Below are 16,003 nucleotides of genomic sequence, written 5' to 3'. Positions count from 1 at the left end.
ATTATGTCTTATAAAATTAACAGAAATACTTATGCGCAAACTTACGGACCCACTACGGGTGATAGAGTAAGGCTTGCAGATACCGAACTTTTTATAGAAGTAGAAAAGGATTTAACTACATACGGAGATGAAGTTAAATTTGGGGGAGGTAAAGTTATTCGAGATGGGATGGGACAGTCTCAAGTAAGAAGAGTTGATGGAGCTGTAGATACCGTAATAACTAATGCTTTGATCTTAGATTGGTGGGGAATAATTAAGGCTGATGTGGGTATAAAAGACGGAATGATTTTTGAAATTGGTAAGGCCGGTAATCCTGATATCCAGGATAATGTCGATATTATTATTGGTGCATCAACAGAAGTAATAGCTGGAGAAGGCCATATTCTTACTGCAGGTTCAATAGATACCCATATACATTTTATATGTCCCCAACAAGTTGAAACGGCACTAGCTTCTGGAATCACAACTATGTTGGGAGGAGGAACTGGACCTGCAACTGGCACAAATGCCACTACTTGTACTCCGGGTTCTTTTCATATTTCAAGAATGCTTCAATCTGCAGAAGCATTTCCTATGAATTTAGGTTTTTTTGGAAAAGGAAACTCAACAAACGAGAGCAATCTTATCGATCAGGTTGAAGCTGGTGCATGTGGGTTGAAGCTTCATGAGGATTGGGGTACGACCCCCTCCACAATAAATTCTTGTCTTAATGTCGCAGATAAGTTTGACGTACAAGTATGTATTCATACTGATACTTTGAATGAGGCGGGCTTTGTTGAAGATACCATCAATGCTATTGCAGGAAGAACTATTCATACTTTTCATACTGAAGGAGCAGGTGGAGGCCATGCACCAGATATTATTAAAATTTGTGGAGAAAAAAATGTTCTTCCAAGTAGTACTAATCCAACAAGACCCTACACGAGGAACACATTAGAGGAACATCTTGACATGTTAATGGTTTGTCATCATTTAGATTCTAAAATCCCAGAAGATATTGCATTTGCTGAATCAAGGATCAGAAGAGAGACTATTGCAGCTGAGGATATCTTGCATGATATAGGTGCCTTTTCAATTATTGCTAGTGATTCTCAAGCCATGGGAAGAGTTGGTGAAGTAATTACAAGAACTTTTCAAACAGCTCATAAAATGAAAGTCCAAAGGGGACCTCTTTCGCAGGATTCTGATAGAAACGATAATTACAGAGTAAAGAGATATATTTCTAAAGTCACAATTAATCCTGCAATAGCTCATGGTATCGATAAACATGTTGGGTCTATAGAGAAGGGTAAAATTGCGGATTTGGTGTTGTGGAAACCTTCCTTTTTTGCTGTGAAGCCTGAATTAGTTGTTAAAGGAGGATCTATAGTTTGGTCCCAAATGGGGGATTCAAATGCTTCAATTCCTACTCCAGGCCCTGTTCACGGTCGACCTATGTTTGCAAGTTTCGGCCAATCTCTAATTAAGAGCTCTTTTACCTTTTTAAGTAAAAATTCAATTGATCAAAATATTCCAAATAAATTAGGCTTACAAAAGAAATGTATTGCCATAGAAAATACCAGAAATATCAACAAATCAAAATTAAAACTTAATAGTAAACTACCAAATATTTCAGTTGATCCTCAAACTTATGAAGTTTTTTGTGATGGGGAACTTCTTACTTGTGAACCTCTTGATGAAATACCAATGGCTCAAAGGTACTTTTTACTTTAGAAGTTTTTAATTAATTCTTTTTCAGTAGTCTTTATATCTTGTGACCCAGCATTTGCTAAATCTTCTTGCAGTTTGTTTTCACAAGAAAGAACTCTTGACCAACTTGGCAACTGCTGTGTTGTAGGGCAAGCCAAGTAATCTTCTGTAGCTGGCCTCAATAGTTTTGCAAATTTTTGTACTGATAGCTCTTCTTCATGACGATCGTATGGAAGTTGATTAACTGCTGAATCTAATCCAAATTTTTTTACTCTATCTTCTCCAACTCTTTTGTAAAGAACTTCTAAGGTTGCTAGTTGAGTACTTGTTAAGGTCTCTGCTTGATGTTCCATGAGACCTCTTAAAACGCTTGAAAGTATTTCTGTACACATTTTTTGCAATCCTTCTTTAGAGGAATCACCAATATTCTTATGTTTATGATCAAATAAACCTAGGTCAACTTGGGCTATTTTGGAGGTTCTTACATTTCTATAAACCTCTGATAATAAACCTATCTCTAAACCCCAATCACAAGGAATTCGTAAATTCATCGCAAGGTCTTTAGTGAAAGCAAATTCTCCTGCTAGTGGATATCTAAATGATTGAAGATATTGTAAAAAGGGACCCTTACCTACTAACTGTTCAAGACTTGCCAGTAGTGGTCCCACAAATAATCTTGTTGCTCTACCTTGTAATTGATTGGTCTCTAAGGATAACCTGCTGTAAAAAGCCTTTACATATGAAATTCCATATGATTCATCCAGAAGTGGAAGTATCATTCTTGAGGGATATAAAGGACTAAAAGTTCTTATATCAGCATCAAAAAGAGCAACAACTTCTGATTTTCTCGTCGCAACTCCTATACCTTGCCAGACAGCCCATCCTTTACCTGGAGTTCCTAATAGTTCTAATCCATTTTTTTCTTGACTTTTTAATAGTTTTATTACGGAGGGGGAATTAGTCCATTGAACATGAACTGGAAATGGCATAGAGTCAAAAAATGATTTTGCTGCTTTAACTTGCTCAATAGTTTTTGCAGAGAGAGCAATAACTAATTCATTTAAGCCTGTAAGGTCTTTTAAAACTTCTCTTATGTCTTTTAATGCTGGACGCTCAAACTCTTCATATAAACAAGGAATTAAAATGCTTGTTGATCTTTTTTTAAGACTTTTGTTTAATTCTTTAAGTAAATTTCTAGTAACTCCATATTCATGTATTGTTGTGATTAACCCTTGTTGAAAGTCCATTTTCTAATTGATGTGCAGAATAGTATTAATACTTCGTTGATTTTTTCAAAGTGAAGCAAATTGATTCAGAGAAAAAATTAGATAGATTAAAGATTAATAAATTGTTAAAAACAATTTATTCAAATAATACTACAGAAGAAATTAATTGTATTTCAAACCAATTATTACAGATTTTATATGATTTCTCAGAGAAATCTGCTTATGAAGAAATAAGAGACAAGGAAAGGTGGAGTGAATCTCATTCGGTTTTGATAACTTATGCAGATAGTATTTACAAAAATGGCAAGGCAACATTGATAACTCTTAATGAGTTGTTAAGTAAACATTTTGGCAGTTTATCTAAAGTTGTACATATTCTTCCTTTTTTAAAATCTACAAGTGATGGAGGTTTTGCAGTCTCAAGTTATGATTCTTTAGAAGAAAAATTTGGTGGATGGGATGATCTCAAAAGTATTTCTAAAAATCATGATTTGATGGCAGATTTAGTCCTAAACCATGTCTCATCATCTCACCCATGGGTTCAACAATTTATAAAATCTCAAGAACCAGGAATATCAAATGTTTTTTCACCGAATCAGAATCTTGACTGGTCAAATGTAGTTAGACCAAGAAGTTCTTCTTTGTTTTCTCAAATAAATACAGAAGATGGCCCTAAACAAGTTTGGACAACTTTTGGTCCAGATCAAATTGATTTGAATTGGCATAATCCAAAAATGACTCTTGAGTTCTTGAATTTAATTATTACTTATTTATCTAATGGTATTAAATGGCTTAGGCTTGATGCTGTAGGTTTTATTTGGAAAGAATCAGGGACAACGTGCTTGCATTTACCAAAAGCACATTCAATTGTAAAACTCTTAAGAGTTCTTTTGAATAATCTTCTTGATGATGGAGTTTTGATAACTGAAACTAATGTTCCTCAGAAGGAAAATTTATCTTATCTGATTCCTGATGATGAAGCCCATATGGCATACAATTTCCCATTGCCTCCTCTTCTCCTTGAAGCAATTATTACTTCAAGAGCTGACATTCTAAACTCATGGATTTTTGATTGGCCAGAATTGCCTGATGATACAACTCTTTTTAATTTCACTGCATCACACGATGGTGTTGGGCTACGAGCTCTTGAGGGTTTAATGAACGAACATAGAATAAAAGATTTATTAATTAATTGTGAGAAAAGAGGCGGATTAGTAAGTCATAGACGTTTATCAAATGGTGATGATAAACCTTATGAATTGAATATTAGTTGGTGGAGTGCAATGGAAGACTCAAGTAGAGATTCTAAAAGATTTCAATATGAGAGATTTATTTTGAGTCAATTATTAGTAATGGCTTTGAAAGGAGTTCCTGCCTTTTATTTACCTGCATTATTAGCTTCAGAAAATGATATCAAAAGTTTTTCTATGACAGGTCAAAGAAGAGACCTAAATAGAGAAAAGTTTAAATCAGAAAATCTTCTAGCCGTTTTAAATAATCCTGAATCAAATGCTAATAAAAACTTAAAATATCTTCGTAATGCTATGGATGTCAGATCAGAATTAAAGCAATTTCACCCTTGTTCGGAAATGAAATGTTTGTCTAAAGGTAGAAGTGATATTGTTGTAATCAAAAGAAGTAAAGGTCCTGATGCTGTTTTTGCAATCCATAATATGACTGAAAATAAAATTAATTATCAATTGAATGATAATGATCTACCAAAAATAATTGATAATGATTTCAATACCAAAGATTTTTTAACATCCACTAAATATAATTACAAAAATATTAGTCTTGACCCTTTTCAAGTAATTTGGCTTAGTGCTTTATAAAAATGAAAGAAAAATCTTCTATTTGGATAGTAAGTGACGTAGATGGTACCTTAATGGATCACTCATATGACTTATCACCTGCAAGAGAAACTATAAAAAAACTACAGAAATTATCTATACCCGTAATTCTTTGTACAAGCAAAACCGCTTCTGAAGTAAAAGTTATTAGAAAGGAACTCAACTTGACAGATCCTTATATTGTTGAGAATGGTGCTGCAATATATGGTGAAACTCTTAATAGAGTAAATGGAGAAATTATTCTTGGAATTAAATATGAATCTCTTGAAGAAATTTTAAATTTTATTTCTAGTGAAATTGATTATAAACTGACTCCCCTTAATAATCTCACTGATCAAGAAGCAACTCAGCTCACAGGTTTAGAAGGCAACTCATTGAACTTAATGCGTGATAGGCATTGGAGCATGCCATTTTTAAATCCGCCAATTTATTTAGAAGAGAAAATTAATATCTGTTGTAAAAAGTTCAATGTTGATATTTTTAAGGGAAATAGAATGAGTCACTTATTATCTACAAAATCTAATAAAGGTAAAGCAATAAATGTTCTTAAAGAATATTCTAATATTCAAAATATTGAAATTATAGGATTAGGAGACTCTCCAAATGATTTACCTCTACTTTTAAACTCAGATATTAAAATTGTTATTCCTGGAATAGATGGACCTAACTTAGATTTACTAGATCAATTAAAAGATTTGGAATTTACTTTGGCTTCTGAACCAAATGGATATGGTTGGAAAAATGAACTCAATAAATTGATAAGTAAGCGAAGACTAAGTTAGAAGGATGAATGATTTAAATATTAATTTTTCTCTTGATAAGTTTGAAAATTTAATTATGGATATTGGTTGGGAATCCTTGGATGATTGGTTTAATTTTTGGAATAATCAAAGAAATATTTTTTCAATTGATCAATTCTGGACTAATAAAGTAAATGATGATTGGATTTGGGGCTTAGCTCTACCTCTTTTATCTCATGCTTATAAACTTCAAAATAATTTTTCTGATAGAAAAATTATTGGAATTTCAGCTCTACCTGGGACTGGAAAAACAACTTTAGGTAAATGGCTTGAGGCTATTTCATTAAAATTGAATTTCAAGATAGTTGTTATTTCAATTGACGATTTCTATCTTCCGTCTGAAGAAATGAAACTTGCAGTTGAGAATAATCCCTGGAATGTCTCAAGAGGCTTTCCCGGCAGTCACTCAGTTGAATTAATGCATGAAAAATTATTAGGTTGGAAAATAAATGGAGAGTTAAATGTTCCTGTTTTTGATAAATCTTTAAGAGGAGGATTAGGGGATAGATCTCATTGGAGATATGAAAATCCTGATTTATTAATTCTTGAGGGTTGGTTTTTGGGGATTGAACCTTTATCTCTGGATATAAATGAAATACCTACAGAATTATCGGATTTGAGTTCTCAAGAGTCTTTTTATAGAAAAAAAATTCAGAAAAATTTACAAAAATATTTAGATGTTTGGAGTTTAATTGATAATATTTGGCAAATAAAGCCCTTAAGGTTTAAGTACATGAATATGTGGAAATCTAATCAAGAACAAGAAATGTTTTTACAAAAAGGAAATGCACTTAAAGATGAAAAATTATCTAATTTCTTGAGAATGCTTGATGTTGCAGTTCCTCATATAAGTTTTGATGATATTAATTCTTATGCTTTATTGTTAATTGATCAAAAGAGAAACTTAGTTGATGCAGGGTTGAATTTGCGCTATCTATAAAAATATCTTTTTTCAGTGTGTTTTTATACATTTTAGTAGTAATAAGTAGTGTTTAATATTAGATATTTTGCTTTTTAAGGGATGGTTGAGTTTTCTTACAAAAACGAAGGTAACAGAATGGTAGTTTTGAGATGTATTGGTCCATCAAACTTTTTCTTAGAGAGAGTTTTATTCCCAACTGATATTTTGACTTTTAATGCTCCAAACGATTCTAGAGTTGAGATTTGGGGAAATGAATTATATGGACCTAAGTTGGAAGAGAGAATTCGAATCACATCAGAGAATGAAGATTCGACTTTAGTAGCCTAGGAAATTAATACCTCAATTGTCTTAGAGTCAAAATTTTTTACAAATACATATTTTTTATTGATATTATCAAACTAGTTTAGTTTTAGTGATGAATCTTTTTTCTTCTTTTGCAATAGGCGGCTTTGTTCCATCTGCAGCCATTGCGGGTGTTTTACTTTTAGTTGGTTTAGGAGCCTTTTTTTATCTTGGTATTAAAGGTCCAACAGATTATTAATGCTAAATTAATTGATTTATGGATATCTTAAATTTTTCATAAACTATTTAATAAGAAAATGAAATTATGGATTTGACAACAATTTTATTTATATTAAGTTTGCCATTCGTTTTATTAACTATTTACTTTGGCACGAAAAATGATTTTTACGAAAGCGAAAATTATAAAGGTGATGGTTGTGCTCACGATGTAAAGAGGTAGCTTTATTTATCATCTTCACTAAATACACAAGTCCATTTGCTATCAAATTGCCACACCGGCTTATAAATTTCTTTTGTAATTTTCTATCCTGCTTTTTTACAATTTTCTAAATTTTTCATTTGATATAGAATGTAATGTTGGGCTTGTTATTCCACTTACCTCTGGTCTTCCCCAAGGACCATGTCTATAAGTTACGATTACTAGCCAATAATTCGCCCTTACAGAATCAGAAAAAAAAGAAATAATAATGAAGGAAAAATTTTTTTCATTAATTAAAATTAGCGTTTACTTGTTAAATGTAAATTGTATTTTTTAAATTGCTATTAATAAATAAAATAAATAAAATAAATTTTTGGAATATTTAGCATTTATTTTTTATGGTTTGATTCAAGGTTTAACAGAATTTATTCCTGTTAGTAGTACCGCTCATTTGAAGATCATTTCTCTTCTTATAGGAATTGATGATCCAGGCTCCTCTTTATCTGCAATTTTACAATTTGGAAGTGTTTTGGCTCTGATTTGGTACTTTAGGAATGATTTTTTAAAATTAAGAATTCAAGCTTCAAAAAATATTTATTATTTATTACATAAAAGGTTGTTGCGGTCAATTTTGATTGGATCCATTCCAATTATATTTTTAGGTGGGATCATAAAATTATTAGTCCCTTACTTTTTTGAAGATATTCTCCGTTCAAACTTATCAATTGCATTAATATCTTTGCTCATGGCAATCTTTATGTACATAGCAGATATTTCGAAAACTGGTTCTAAAAATTTAAAAGATCATAATTATTCAGATAGTTTATTGATAGGTTTTTCTCAAGCATTTGCTATTGTTCCAGGTTTTTCTAGATCAGGAATTACTATTTCTACCGCCCTAATATCTGGATGGGATAGAGCTGATGCAGCTAAATTCTCTTTTCTTTTAGGAATTCCAGCTATCTTTCTTGCTGCAATTGTAGAGTTAATCTCTTCTTACAATGATTTTCTTTTATTAAATTTCCCCCCTTTAATGTTTGGTCTTTTTTCAACATTTTTATCATCTCTCTTAGCCATAAAATACTTATTAAAATATTTATCATCAAATGGGTTGAAATTATTTATTATTTACCGGGTTGTGTTCGGTATTGTAATCCTCCTAAATTTATGATTGCATTTCAATATGATTTAATAATTGTGTTAAGGTTTTAAAAAAAATAACCAATAATGAATATTTTTATATCTTTTCAGCTAGGTGAAGTTGAAGTTTCGAATCTTACAATTGTAATCTTGGCTTTTTTTTCTTCTTTTACATTCATTGCTGTCGGGATAAGCTCATATAAACTTTATAAATCTCTTATAAATGATGACGATAGATGATCGGAACGGCGGGATTTGAACCCACGACCCCCACTACCCCAAAGTGGTGCGCTACCAAACTGCGCTACGCCCCGTATTATCACTATAAAGATAAGATCGATCTAAATCTTAATTCTTTATAGGATTGTTATCAGATCTCAATACGCATTTATCAACTTCCCAATTAAAGTTTTCCCAGATATATTCCTTTAATTTGAAATTACTCCCAACGAAATTTCCTAACTTAACTTTCGTAGGAGAAGCAGAACAATACTGCCTGCTGCCTGGGGATGCAAGATATTGTTGATGGTACTGTTCTGCATAAAAATAGGTGTCTATCATCTTTATTTCTGTTTGAATTAAACCGAAATTATTTTTACTTAATTCTTTTTGATATTCTTCTTTACTGGCTATTATAGTTTCTAAATTTTTTTCATTTTTATAAAATATTGCTGACCTATATTGAGTACCAATATCATTTCCTTGTCTATTAATTTGTGTAGGGTCATGACATTCCCAAAACATTTTTAATAAATCACTTATATCTATTTTACTTTTATCCCAAATAACTCTTACTACTTCAGAGTGACCAGTTAATCCAGAACATACCTCATAATAAGTAGGATTGTTTTTTTTGCCACCAGCATAACCCACAGAAGTTGTAACAACTCCTGGTAGTTTCCAGAAGCATTTTTCAGCTCCCCAGAAACAACCACACCCAAAAATTATTTCATCTTCTTCAATATAAGGTTCTTTTTTTATATCTGTTTTTAGTATTCTATGAACTGAATTAATATTATTAGTTATAGTTGATTCTTTATTATTCATAAGGGCTTTTAGGAATTTAAACATAATTTAAGTTTATTTATTATAAGTAAAAATATTAAGTTTTAGCTTTTAACAATTTTGGTAGCTAGTTCTCTTTCCCAAAGTTGTTTATATAGCCCATTCTCTTTTACTAAATCGTTATGGCACCCTTCTTGTACTATTTCTCCTTTATCCATTACTAAAACCCTATCACAAGTAGCTGCAACAGAAAGTTGGTGACTAATCATTATGATTGTCTTATTACTTCTATTACTCATTTCATCTATTATTTTTGATGCTGTTTTATTATCAACGCTTGCTAAAGCATCATCAAGAACTACAATTGGCGAATTAACAAGTAGTGCTCTTCCTAGTGCAGTTCTTTGCCTTTGTCCACCGCTTAATGTAATACCTCTTTCACCAACAATAGTTTTAAACCTTTCAGGAAAACTATTGATATCGTCAATCAAACCAGCTTTTGTGGCGCTCTCTTTAATTAAAAATTTAGAAGCTTTGGGTTCCCCAAAACTTAGATTTTCCGAGATTGAAGAGGTAAATAAGAATGCTTCTTGAGGAACGATTGAAATATTTTTTCTAAGATCACTTAATTTTAAAGTTTTTACATCAATTTCATCCAAAAATAATTGATTGTCAGGAATTTCAATAGTTCTTCCAAGAGATTTCGCTAATGTTGTCTTGCCACAACCTACTGGACCAACTATTGCAATAAGTTCTCCAGGATAAATTTTAAAATTGAGTCCATTTAATGAATTAAATTTTGATCCTGGATACTTTATCGTTAGACTTTTTGCTTCTAACAAGCCTTTAATCTTACTTTTTAAAAATTTAGTGTCCGCTTTATCTACAATATTTGGATTGTTTTGAAATATTTCTTCCACGCGATCTAAACTTACTTGGCCGAGTTGAAAAGTATTTAAGGTAAAACCTAACAGAGCTGTTGGGAATACAAGTCTTTCTACGTAAAGAATTAATGCTACTAAACCACCTATCGAAATAAATCCACTCTCTAGTTGATAAGTTCCTAAAGATAATAAAATCAATAATGAAATAGACGAAATACCTTGCAACAATGGGAATAGGGTACTCGCTGTTCTAGCAAGTTTTATTGCTGAATTTCGGTAGTCATTATTGTACATGCTAAATTCTTTTTTCTCAGCATTCTCTTGTGCATAAATTTTGATGGCACTTATGCCAGAAAGATCTTCTTGTATAAGATCACTAAGTTTAGATAATGATTCTTGTTGAGCTTTTCTTTGATTAACCATTCTGCCACCGAATAGACTAACAATTCCAAGGATTAATGGAAATATCATTAACGCTGATATTGTTAATGTTTTATTAATCGAAAACATTGAAGGAATAGTGAATGAATAAGCTAAGACAATGTTGCATAAGCTTAAAACTGTAAATCCTAAAAGTCTTCTGATATTTTCAACATCGCTTGTAGCTCTACTTATAATGTCTCCACTTCCTTTTTTTTGGATCCATTCTGGGTCTTGAATTAGTAAATGGTCGAAAAGTTTTTGACGTAGGTTTACCTCAACTTTTCTACCAATGCCAAAGACAATCTGTCTTGAAATTAATCTTATTAAACCCATAATAGTCGCTAAAAAAATTAACCATAATGATTTAGAAATTACAAAATCAGAAGAAAACCCATTTTGTAGTTGGTCAATTATGTTTTTTACCTCTAAGGGAATTACTACACTTAATATATTTACTACTAATAGAGCTAATGCTCCATATAAGAATTCTTTTTTATATGGTCTTAGGTATTTAAATATAACTTTTAACTTTAAATTCTTCATTTTATTTTGCCGATATGATTAAGATAATGTTTCATTTTTGAATATGTGAGCTAATTTTATAAATGATTCAGTATTTATTTATGGGTAACGAGCAAACTCATCCATTACATGAAACCGACAAAAACATTATAGATTCCCTTATCACTAAAAAAATACCAGAGGATCTTGACTACATAAATTTGGCTAGGTTAATAAATCGTTATAACAATTTTCCTGGCGAAATTGAAATTAAAAATGATATTGAAAAAATTCTAAAATTTTGGAAAATCACTAAAAAAGAACTTTTTTCAAAAACAAAAAATATTTGGTCAAAAAGCTTCAGGCCTTCTAATACAAATAAAGATTTAGTTGGCTCGGGTTTTGATACCTCAAATTAAATTTTATTTGCATAATTTTTCTTTAATAAATAAATGTTTTCTAATTTATCAAACGCTGAAATCCTAAATAATTTGTTAGAGGGAAGGAACCTTGATGATTTAACTTCTAGATCTTTAATGAAAAGATGGCTTAATGATGAAATCTCGGAAGTTGAAACAGGAGCTTTTTTGAGTGCTTTTAGAGCCAAGAGCTGTACAGGTGTAGAACTAAGTTCTATGGCTGAGGAACTATTAAATGTTTGCAAATTGCCAGTAGCAAGACCAAATATATATTTGGTAGATACTTGTGGAACAGGAGGTGATGGAGCTAATACTTTTAATATCTCAACTGCAGTAGCTTTTGTAGCTGCATCTTGTGGAGTTAAAATTGCAAAACATGGCAATAAAAGCGCTAGTGGGAAAGTTGGCTCAGCTGATGTTTTGTTGAATCTTGATTTGAATCTAAATTGTTCATTAGAAAAAGTAATCAAAGCTGTAAGTGAGATTGGAATAACTTTTCTGTTCGCACCTGTTTGGCATAAATCATTAATAAAACTTGCTCCATTAAGAAAGACCCTTGGAATAAGAACAGTATTTAATCAGCTTGGGCCGTTGGTAAATCCTTTACGCCCCAATGCGCAAGTTTTGGGTGTTGCTTCTGAGGATCTTTTAAAACCAATGGGAAAAGCTCTTTTAAAAATGGGTATGAATAGAGCAATAGTAGTCCATGGTTCTGGTGGCCTTGATGAAGCTTCGCTTCAAGGAGAAAATAAATTAGTTTTTGTTCAAAATGGTGAATTGATATTTTCAGGATTAAATATTTCAGATTTTAACCATGAAAATATCGCTAACGAAGAGCTTGTAGTTTCTGATCATGAGTCTAATGAGGAAATATTAATGTCTGTTTTAAATGGTTCTGGAAAAAAATCTCATATAAATGTCGTTGCCTTGAATGCTGCTTTAGTTCTTTGGGCAGCAGGAATTGAGGATGATTTAAATGAAGGATTTAATAAAGCTTTATTTTCAATTAATCAAGGAGATCCTTGGAAAAAGTTTTTACTCTTAAAAAATTATTTATCCGACAATTAATTTATTTAAATTGATGATTAATCAATATAAGAAAAACGCGAAATTAGTTTTAAGTAATGGAATTGTATTCCCAGGATTCTTTTTTGGTGCTACTGGTACAGCCGTTGGTGAAATAGTTTTTAATACGGGAATGACTGGATATCAAGAGGTAATTACTGATCCAAGTTATTACGGACAAATATTAACATTCACTTATCCAGAGATTGGGAATACTGGTGTTAACTTGGAGGATTCAGAATCTAACATTAATGTTAAAGGAATAATTGTTAGAAATTTTTCATCTAATAACAGCAATTGGAGATCTAAAAAGAGTTTTAATCAATGGTTATGGGAAAAAAATATCATAGGACTTTATGGTATTGATACAAGAGCCCTTGTTAAAATTTTAAGATCAAGTGGTGCGATGAATGGAGTTATTACCTCTCTAGATAAAACTGATGAAAGTTGTTTAAAGATAATTCATGACACGCCAAAGATGGAGGGATTAAACTTATCAAAAGTAGTTTCAACAAAGCAACAATATTTATGGAAAAGTCATACACAAACAATTTTTGATTTAAGGAAAAGATATTCTGAATCTTCTAAAAAATTAAAAATAGTAGCAATTGATTTTGGAATTAAAAACTCAATTCTAAATAGACTTGTATCCCATGGTTGTGAAGTCTTGGTTTTCCCTTCGCGATCTTCTCTTAAAGAAGTTCTATCTAAAAATCCGGATGGTATATTTTTTTCAAATGGTCCAGGCGATCCTTCTTCTGTTTCAGAAGGTATAGACTTAGCAAGATCACTTATTGAATATGGTGAAATACCTATGTTTGGTATTTGCCTTGGACACCAAATATTTGGATTGGCATTAGGAGGTTCAACCTTTAAATTACCTTTTGGGCATCGTGGTTTAAATCACCCTTGTGGCGAAAATAATAACATTGAGATAACTAGTCAGAACCATGGTTTTGCTATTGATCCTAATTCTCTATCAAAAGACATAGTAAGAATAACCCACTATAACCTTAACGATAATACCGTGGCTGGTTTGGAAGTTAATGATAAGCCAATTTTTAGTGTGCAATATCATCCAGAAGCAGGACCAGGTCCTCATGATTCAGATTATTTATTTAAAAAATTTGTTTCTCTAATGTTAGAAAGATGTTGACATATTGCTTTCTTTTGATTTGATAATTACATTTGATATATTAATTTTTTTTGGGGGGTACTAGATCATAGAAGATTTCCAGAAGTTAACGGTTTCTTTAAGAGGAAACCTTGAGGTTAAAACAAACATTATTGTTTTTACTTTTAAAGGCCAACTTGATGCTTTTTCAGAAAAACAATTTAAGACGTTTGTTACAAATAATTTAAAAAATCAGCTTTCATTCGTTATTGATCTCACAAAAATAGATTTTTTAGATTCATCGGGCCTTGGAGCACTTGTTCAGACAGCTAAAGAATGTAAAAAGTCGAAACTTGGGTTTTCCGTCGTTGGCAATTCTAGAGTTGCCCAAACAATCAAACTTGTTCGTTTAGGGGATTTTCTTAACTTGAAGTCAAGCCTTGAAGATGCATTAAATTTTTTAAAAAATTGAATTATTGGATTCAAAACTTGGTTCCATATGGATCACCCGAGGATATAGGTGTTATTCAACTTGCTTGGCTTGGAGATTCTGTATGGGAGCTTCACCAAAGACTAAGACATGTTCATTTACCTTTAAAATCTAAAGATCTCCATTTATCTGTAGTAAACGAAGTAAAGGCAAAATCTCAATCAAAATCTTTAGGTCAAATTGAACATTTATTAAATTCAAATGAAATTGATCTAATAAGGCGTGCTAGAAATAAAACAAAGAGATATCCAAAGTCTTCAGACCCTTCCATATACTCCAGAGCTACTGGTTTTGAAACTCTCGTTGGCTGGTTATTTTTAAAAGATCCTCAAAGATTATCAATACTTTTTGAATATTTAGAATTAAAAATGAATTAAACTAATGAAAAACTCCTCTAAAAGAAAATTCCCAGGGAAAAATAACAAAGATTATAAAAAAAAATCTGACTTTGGTTTTAACTCAAAAAATACAAATCGTTCAGAGAAAAATGAAAAATTTTTGAACAATTCGGTAAAACATAACAATTATGAGAATTTTAAAAAAAATGATAATAATACTTCTACATTTTTAAAAAGAAGAAAGCCTATATCTAAATCTAATACAGAATTTTCAAATAAAAATCATGATAATCCTCAAGAGTTTATAACTAAGAGAAATTTTGATGATTGGATATGGGGTAAACATTCAGTTTTTGAGGCTCTTCGTAGCGAAAGAGCGATTAATAGGATTTGGTGTACTTCTGAAATCTTTTCCTCAGATAAATTTTATACTTTGCTTAAGGACTTTAAATCAAAAGGAGTCCTAATTGAAGAAGTTTCTTGGAATAGGCTTTCGCAATTGACTTATGGCGCTACACATCAAGGTGTGGCATTGCAGTTAGCATGTTCTAAAACAATATCCCTAGAAAAATTAATCGATTTTTCTAAACACAACTGTGCAAATCCCATATTACTTGCATTAGACGGTATAACTGATCCACATAATGTTGGTGCAATTATAAGATCAGCAGAAGCATTTTATTGCAAGGGCATAATCATTCCTCAGAGAAGATCTGCTGGATTGACTGGAACAGTCGCCAAGGTAGCTGCAGGAGCCTTAGAACACTTAAAAGTAAGTAGAGTTGTTAACCTAAATAGAGCACTTGAGGCGCTTAAGAAAAATGGTTTTCTTATTGTTGGTTTGTCTGGAGATGGTCGATTATCTATCTCAAATTTTCTAGAGAAAGGACCCTTGGTACTCATAGTGGGCTCTGAAGATAAAGGGATATCTTTGCTTACTCAAAAAAAATGCGATTTTTTATTAAACATTCCTCTTAAAGGTAAGACATCAAGTTTAAATGCCTCTGTGGCAGCCGCTATATCACTATTTCACTTAACAAGTAAATAATTTATTTTTTAAAAATCACTACTATTAAATACTTCTAAAATGTTGTTGTTTCCATATATTTATGTGATTAATAAAAATTTATTGAATTTTCACTACAAAATTGTATAGAATTTAACAAGAATTGATGGTCTTATAGGCCAATAAACTTGATTAGAAATTTTGGAAACAAACTCGGATTAGCTTGGTGGGCTAAGATTGAGACAGAACAGCCTAAGGGCACATACTGGTTTGGACCTTTCATTACTAAACGTAGTCTAAAAGAAAATATGTCTTCTTTTATTAAAGATCTTTCTGATGAAGGTTCCAAAAATATTAAACATAGTTTGATTCGCTGCAAAAAAGAAGAACCCCTAACTGTTTGATAACTT

At 31.5% G+C, this 16,003-nt stretch carries 18 protein-coding genes, 1 tRNA gene and 1 pseudogene; 15 read left to right on the top strand and 5 right to left on the bottom strand.

Going from position 1 to position 16,003, the window contains the following annotated elements; genetic code table 11:
- Positions 1-3 precede the first annotated feature (3 nt).
- On the top strand, positions 4-1,713 hold the full coding sequence (gene ureC / locus EU95_RS07495; RefSeq protein ID WP_032521498.1) for an urease subunit alpha: 1,710 nt from the start codon (positions 4-6) through the stop codon (positions 1,711-1,713).
- Here the strand turns inward: ureC and EU95_RS07500 are convergent.
- Entirely contained in the window at positions 1,710-2,936 is a 1,227-nt protein-coding gene (locus tag EU95_RS07500) for a glycosyl transferase (RefSeq protein WP_032521497.1), read from the bottom strand. The genes ureC and EU95_RS07500 overlap by 4 nt on opposite strands.
- Positions 2,937-2,986: 50 nt before the next feature.
- On the opposite strand from EU95_RS07500, the gene EU95_RS07505 reads away from it, so the two are divergent.
- The 5 genes from EU95_RS07505 to EU95_RS10195 all read left to right on the top strand — a co-directional run bounded on the left by EU95_RS07505 (position 2,987) and on the right by EU95_RS10195 (position 7,028).
- Positions 2,987-4,747, top strand: coding sequence for a sugar phosphorylase (locus tag EU95_RS07505; RefSeq protein ID WP_032521496.1), 1,761 nt, complete (start codon positions 2,987-2,989; stop codon positions 4,745-4,747).
- Positions 4,748-4,749: 2 nt separating this feature from the next.
- Positions 4,750-5,547, top strand: a complete 798-nt coding sequence (yedP, locus tag EU95_RS07510) for a mannosyl-3-phosphoglycerate phosphatase-related protein YedP (RefSeq protein WP_032521495.1) — start codon at positions 4,750-4,752, stop codon at positions 5,545-5,547.
- Positions 5,548-5,551: 4 nt separating this feature from the next.
- A complete protein-coding gene (locus EU95_RS07515) occupies positions 5,552-6,505 on the top strand; it encodes a kinase (RefSeq protein WP_032521494.1) in 954 nt (317 codons plus the stop codon).
- Positions 6,506-6,586: 81 nt separating this feature from the next.
- Positions 6,587-6,814 carry a DUF1830 domain-containing protein gene (locus tag EU95_RS07520; protein ID WP_032521492.1) on the top strand — a complete coding sequence of 76 codons (228 nt, stop codon included), beginning with the start codon at positions 6,587-6,589 and terminating at the stop codon, positions 6,812-6,814.
- An 85-nt stretch (positions 6,815-6,899) separates the two neighbouring features.
- Complete coding sequence (locus EU95_RS10195) at positions 6,900-7,028, top strand: hypothetical protein (RefSeq protein WP_275040472.1); 129 nt, start codon at positions 6,900-6,902, stop codon at positions 7,026-7,028.
- 203 nt (positions 7,029-7,231) lie between these two features.
- Here EU95_RS10195 and EU95_RS10320 read toward each other — a convergent pair.
- A pseudogene (locus EU95_RS10320) lies at positions 7,232-7,502 on the bottom strand (hypothetical protein).
- Between the two features lie 79 nt (positions 7,503-7,581).
- On the opposite strand from EU95_RS10320, the gene EU95_RS07525 reads away from it, so the two are divergent.
- Both EU95_RS07525 and EU95_RS09705 read left to right on the top strand, forming a co-directional pair.
- A complete protein-coding gene (locus EU95_RS07525; RefSeq protein WP_032521491.1) occupies positions 7,582-8,379 on the top strand; it encodes an undecaprenyl-diphosphate phosphatase in 798 nt (265 codons plus the stop codon).
- A 56-nt stretch (positions 8,380-8,435) separates the two neighbouring features.
- Entirely contained in the window at positions 8,436-8,588 is a 153-nt protein-coding gene (locus tag EU95_RS09705; protein ID WP_193742424.1) for a hypothetical protein, read from the top strand.
- Here EU95_RS09705 and EU95_RS07530 read toward each other — a convergent pair.
- The 3 genes from EU95_RS07530 to EU95_RS07540 all read right to left on the bottom strand — a co-directional run bounded on the left by EU95_RS07530 (position 8,589) and on the right by EU95_RS07540 (position 11,203).
- Positions 8,589-8,662: transfer RNA gene (locus EU95_RS07530), tRNA-Pro, on the bottom strand.
- Between the two features lie 34 nt (positions 8,663-8,696).
- The gene (gene msrA / locus EU95_RS07535) at positions 8,697-9,419 is read right to left on the bottom strand and encodes a peptide-methionine (S)-S-oxide reductase MsrA (protein WP_032521490.1); all 723 of its coding nucleotides are present in this window, start codon (positions 9,417-9,419) and stop codon (positions 8,697-8,699) included.
- A gap of 38 nt (positions 9,420-9,457) precedes the next feature.
- Positions 9,458-11,203, bottom strand: coding sequence for an ABC transporter ATP-binding protein (locus EU95_RS07540; RefSeq protein ID WP_032521489.1), 1,746 nt, complete (start codon positions 11,201-11,203; stop codon positions 9,458-9,460).
- Between the two features lie 80 nt (positions 11,204-11,283).
- Here EU95_RS07540 and EU95_RS07545 point away from each other — a divergent pair, with 80 nt between their 5' ends.
- From EU95_RS07545 to EU95_RS07570, 7 genes are all read left to right on the top strand, one after another.
- A complete protein-coding gene (locus EU95_RS07545) occupies positions 11,284-11,580 on the top strand; it encodes a DUF3288 family protein (protein WP_032521488.1) in 297 nt (98 codons plus the stop codon).
- 33 nt (positions 11,581-11,613) lie between these two features.
- A complete protein-coding gene (gene trpD, locus EU95_RS07550; RefSeq protein WP_032521487.1) occupies positions 11,614-12,648 on the top strand; it encodes an anthranilate phosphoribosyltransferase in 1,035 nt (344 codons plus the stop codon).
- A gap of 13 nt (positions 12,649-12,661) precedes the next feature.
- Positions 12,662-13,801, top strand: coding sequence for a glutamine-hydrolyzing carbamoyl-phosphate synthase small subunit (gene carA / locus EU95_RS07555; protein ID WP_032521486.1), 1,140 nt, complete (start codon positions 12,662-12,664; stop codon positions 13,799-13,801).
- 64 nt (positions 13,802-13,865) lie between these two features.
- Positions 13,866-14,231, top strand: a complete 366-nt coding sequence (locus EU95_RS09380) for an STAS domain-containing protein (RefSeq protein WP_072014826.1) — start codon at positions 13,866-13,868, stop codon at positions 14,229-14,231.
- Positions 14,228-14,626: a ribonuclease III domain-containing protein gene (locus tag EU95_RS07560; protein WP_032521485.1), complete on the top strand. Its 399-nt coding sequence runs from the start codon at positions 14,228-14,230 to the stop codon at positions 14,624-14,626. The genes EU95_RS09380 and EU95_RS07560 overlap by 4 nt, the downstream gene beginning before the upstream one ends.
- A gap of 4 nt (positions 14,627-14,630) precedes the next feature.
- Entirely contained in the window at positions 14,631-15,635 is a 1,005-nt protein-coding gene (rlmB, locus tag EU95_RS07565) for a 23S rRNA (guanosine(2251)-2'-O)-methyltransferase RlmB (protein ID WP_032521484.1), read from the top strand.
- 146 nt (positions 15,636-15,781) lie between these two features.
- Positions 15,782-15,997: a DUF1816 domain-containing protein gene (locus tag EU95_RS07570; protein WP_032521483.1), complete on the top strand. Its 216-nt coding sequence runs from the start codon at positions 15,782-15,784 to the stop codon at positions 15,995-15,997.
- Positions 15,998-16,003 lie beyond the last annotated feature (6 nt).

The sequence above is a fragment of the Prochlorococcus marinus str. MIT 9201 genome (assembly GCF_000759955.1).
Classification (GTDB): Bacteria; Cyanobacteriota; Cyanobacteriia; order PCC-6307; family Cyanobiaceae; genus Prochlorococcus_A; species Prochlorococcus_A marinus_G.
The sequence above is the reverse complement of the archived record's forward strand: the minus strand, read 5'-3'. Positions and strand labels throughout refer to the sequence as shown.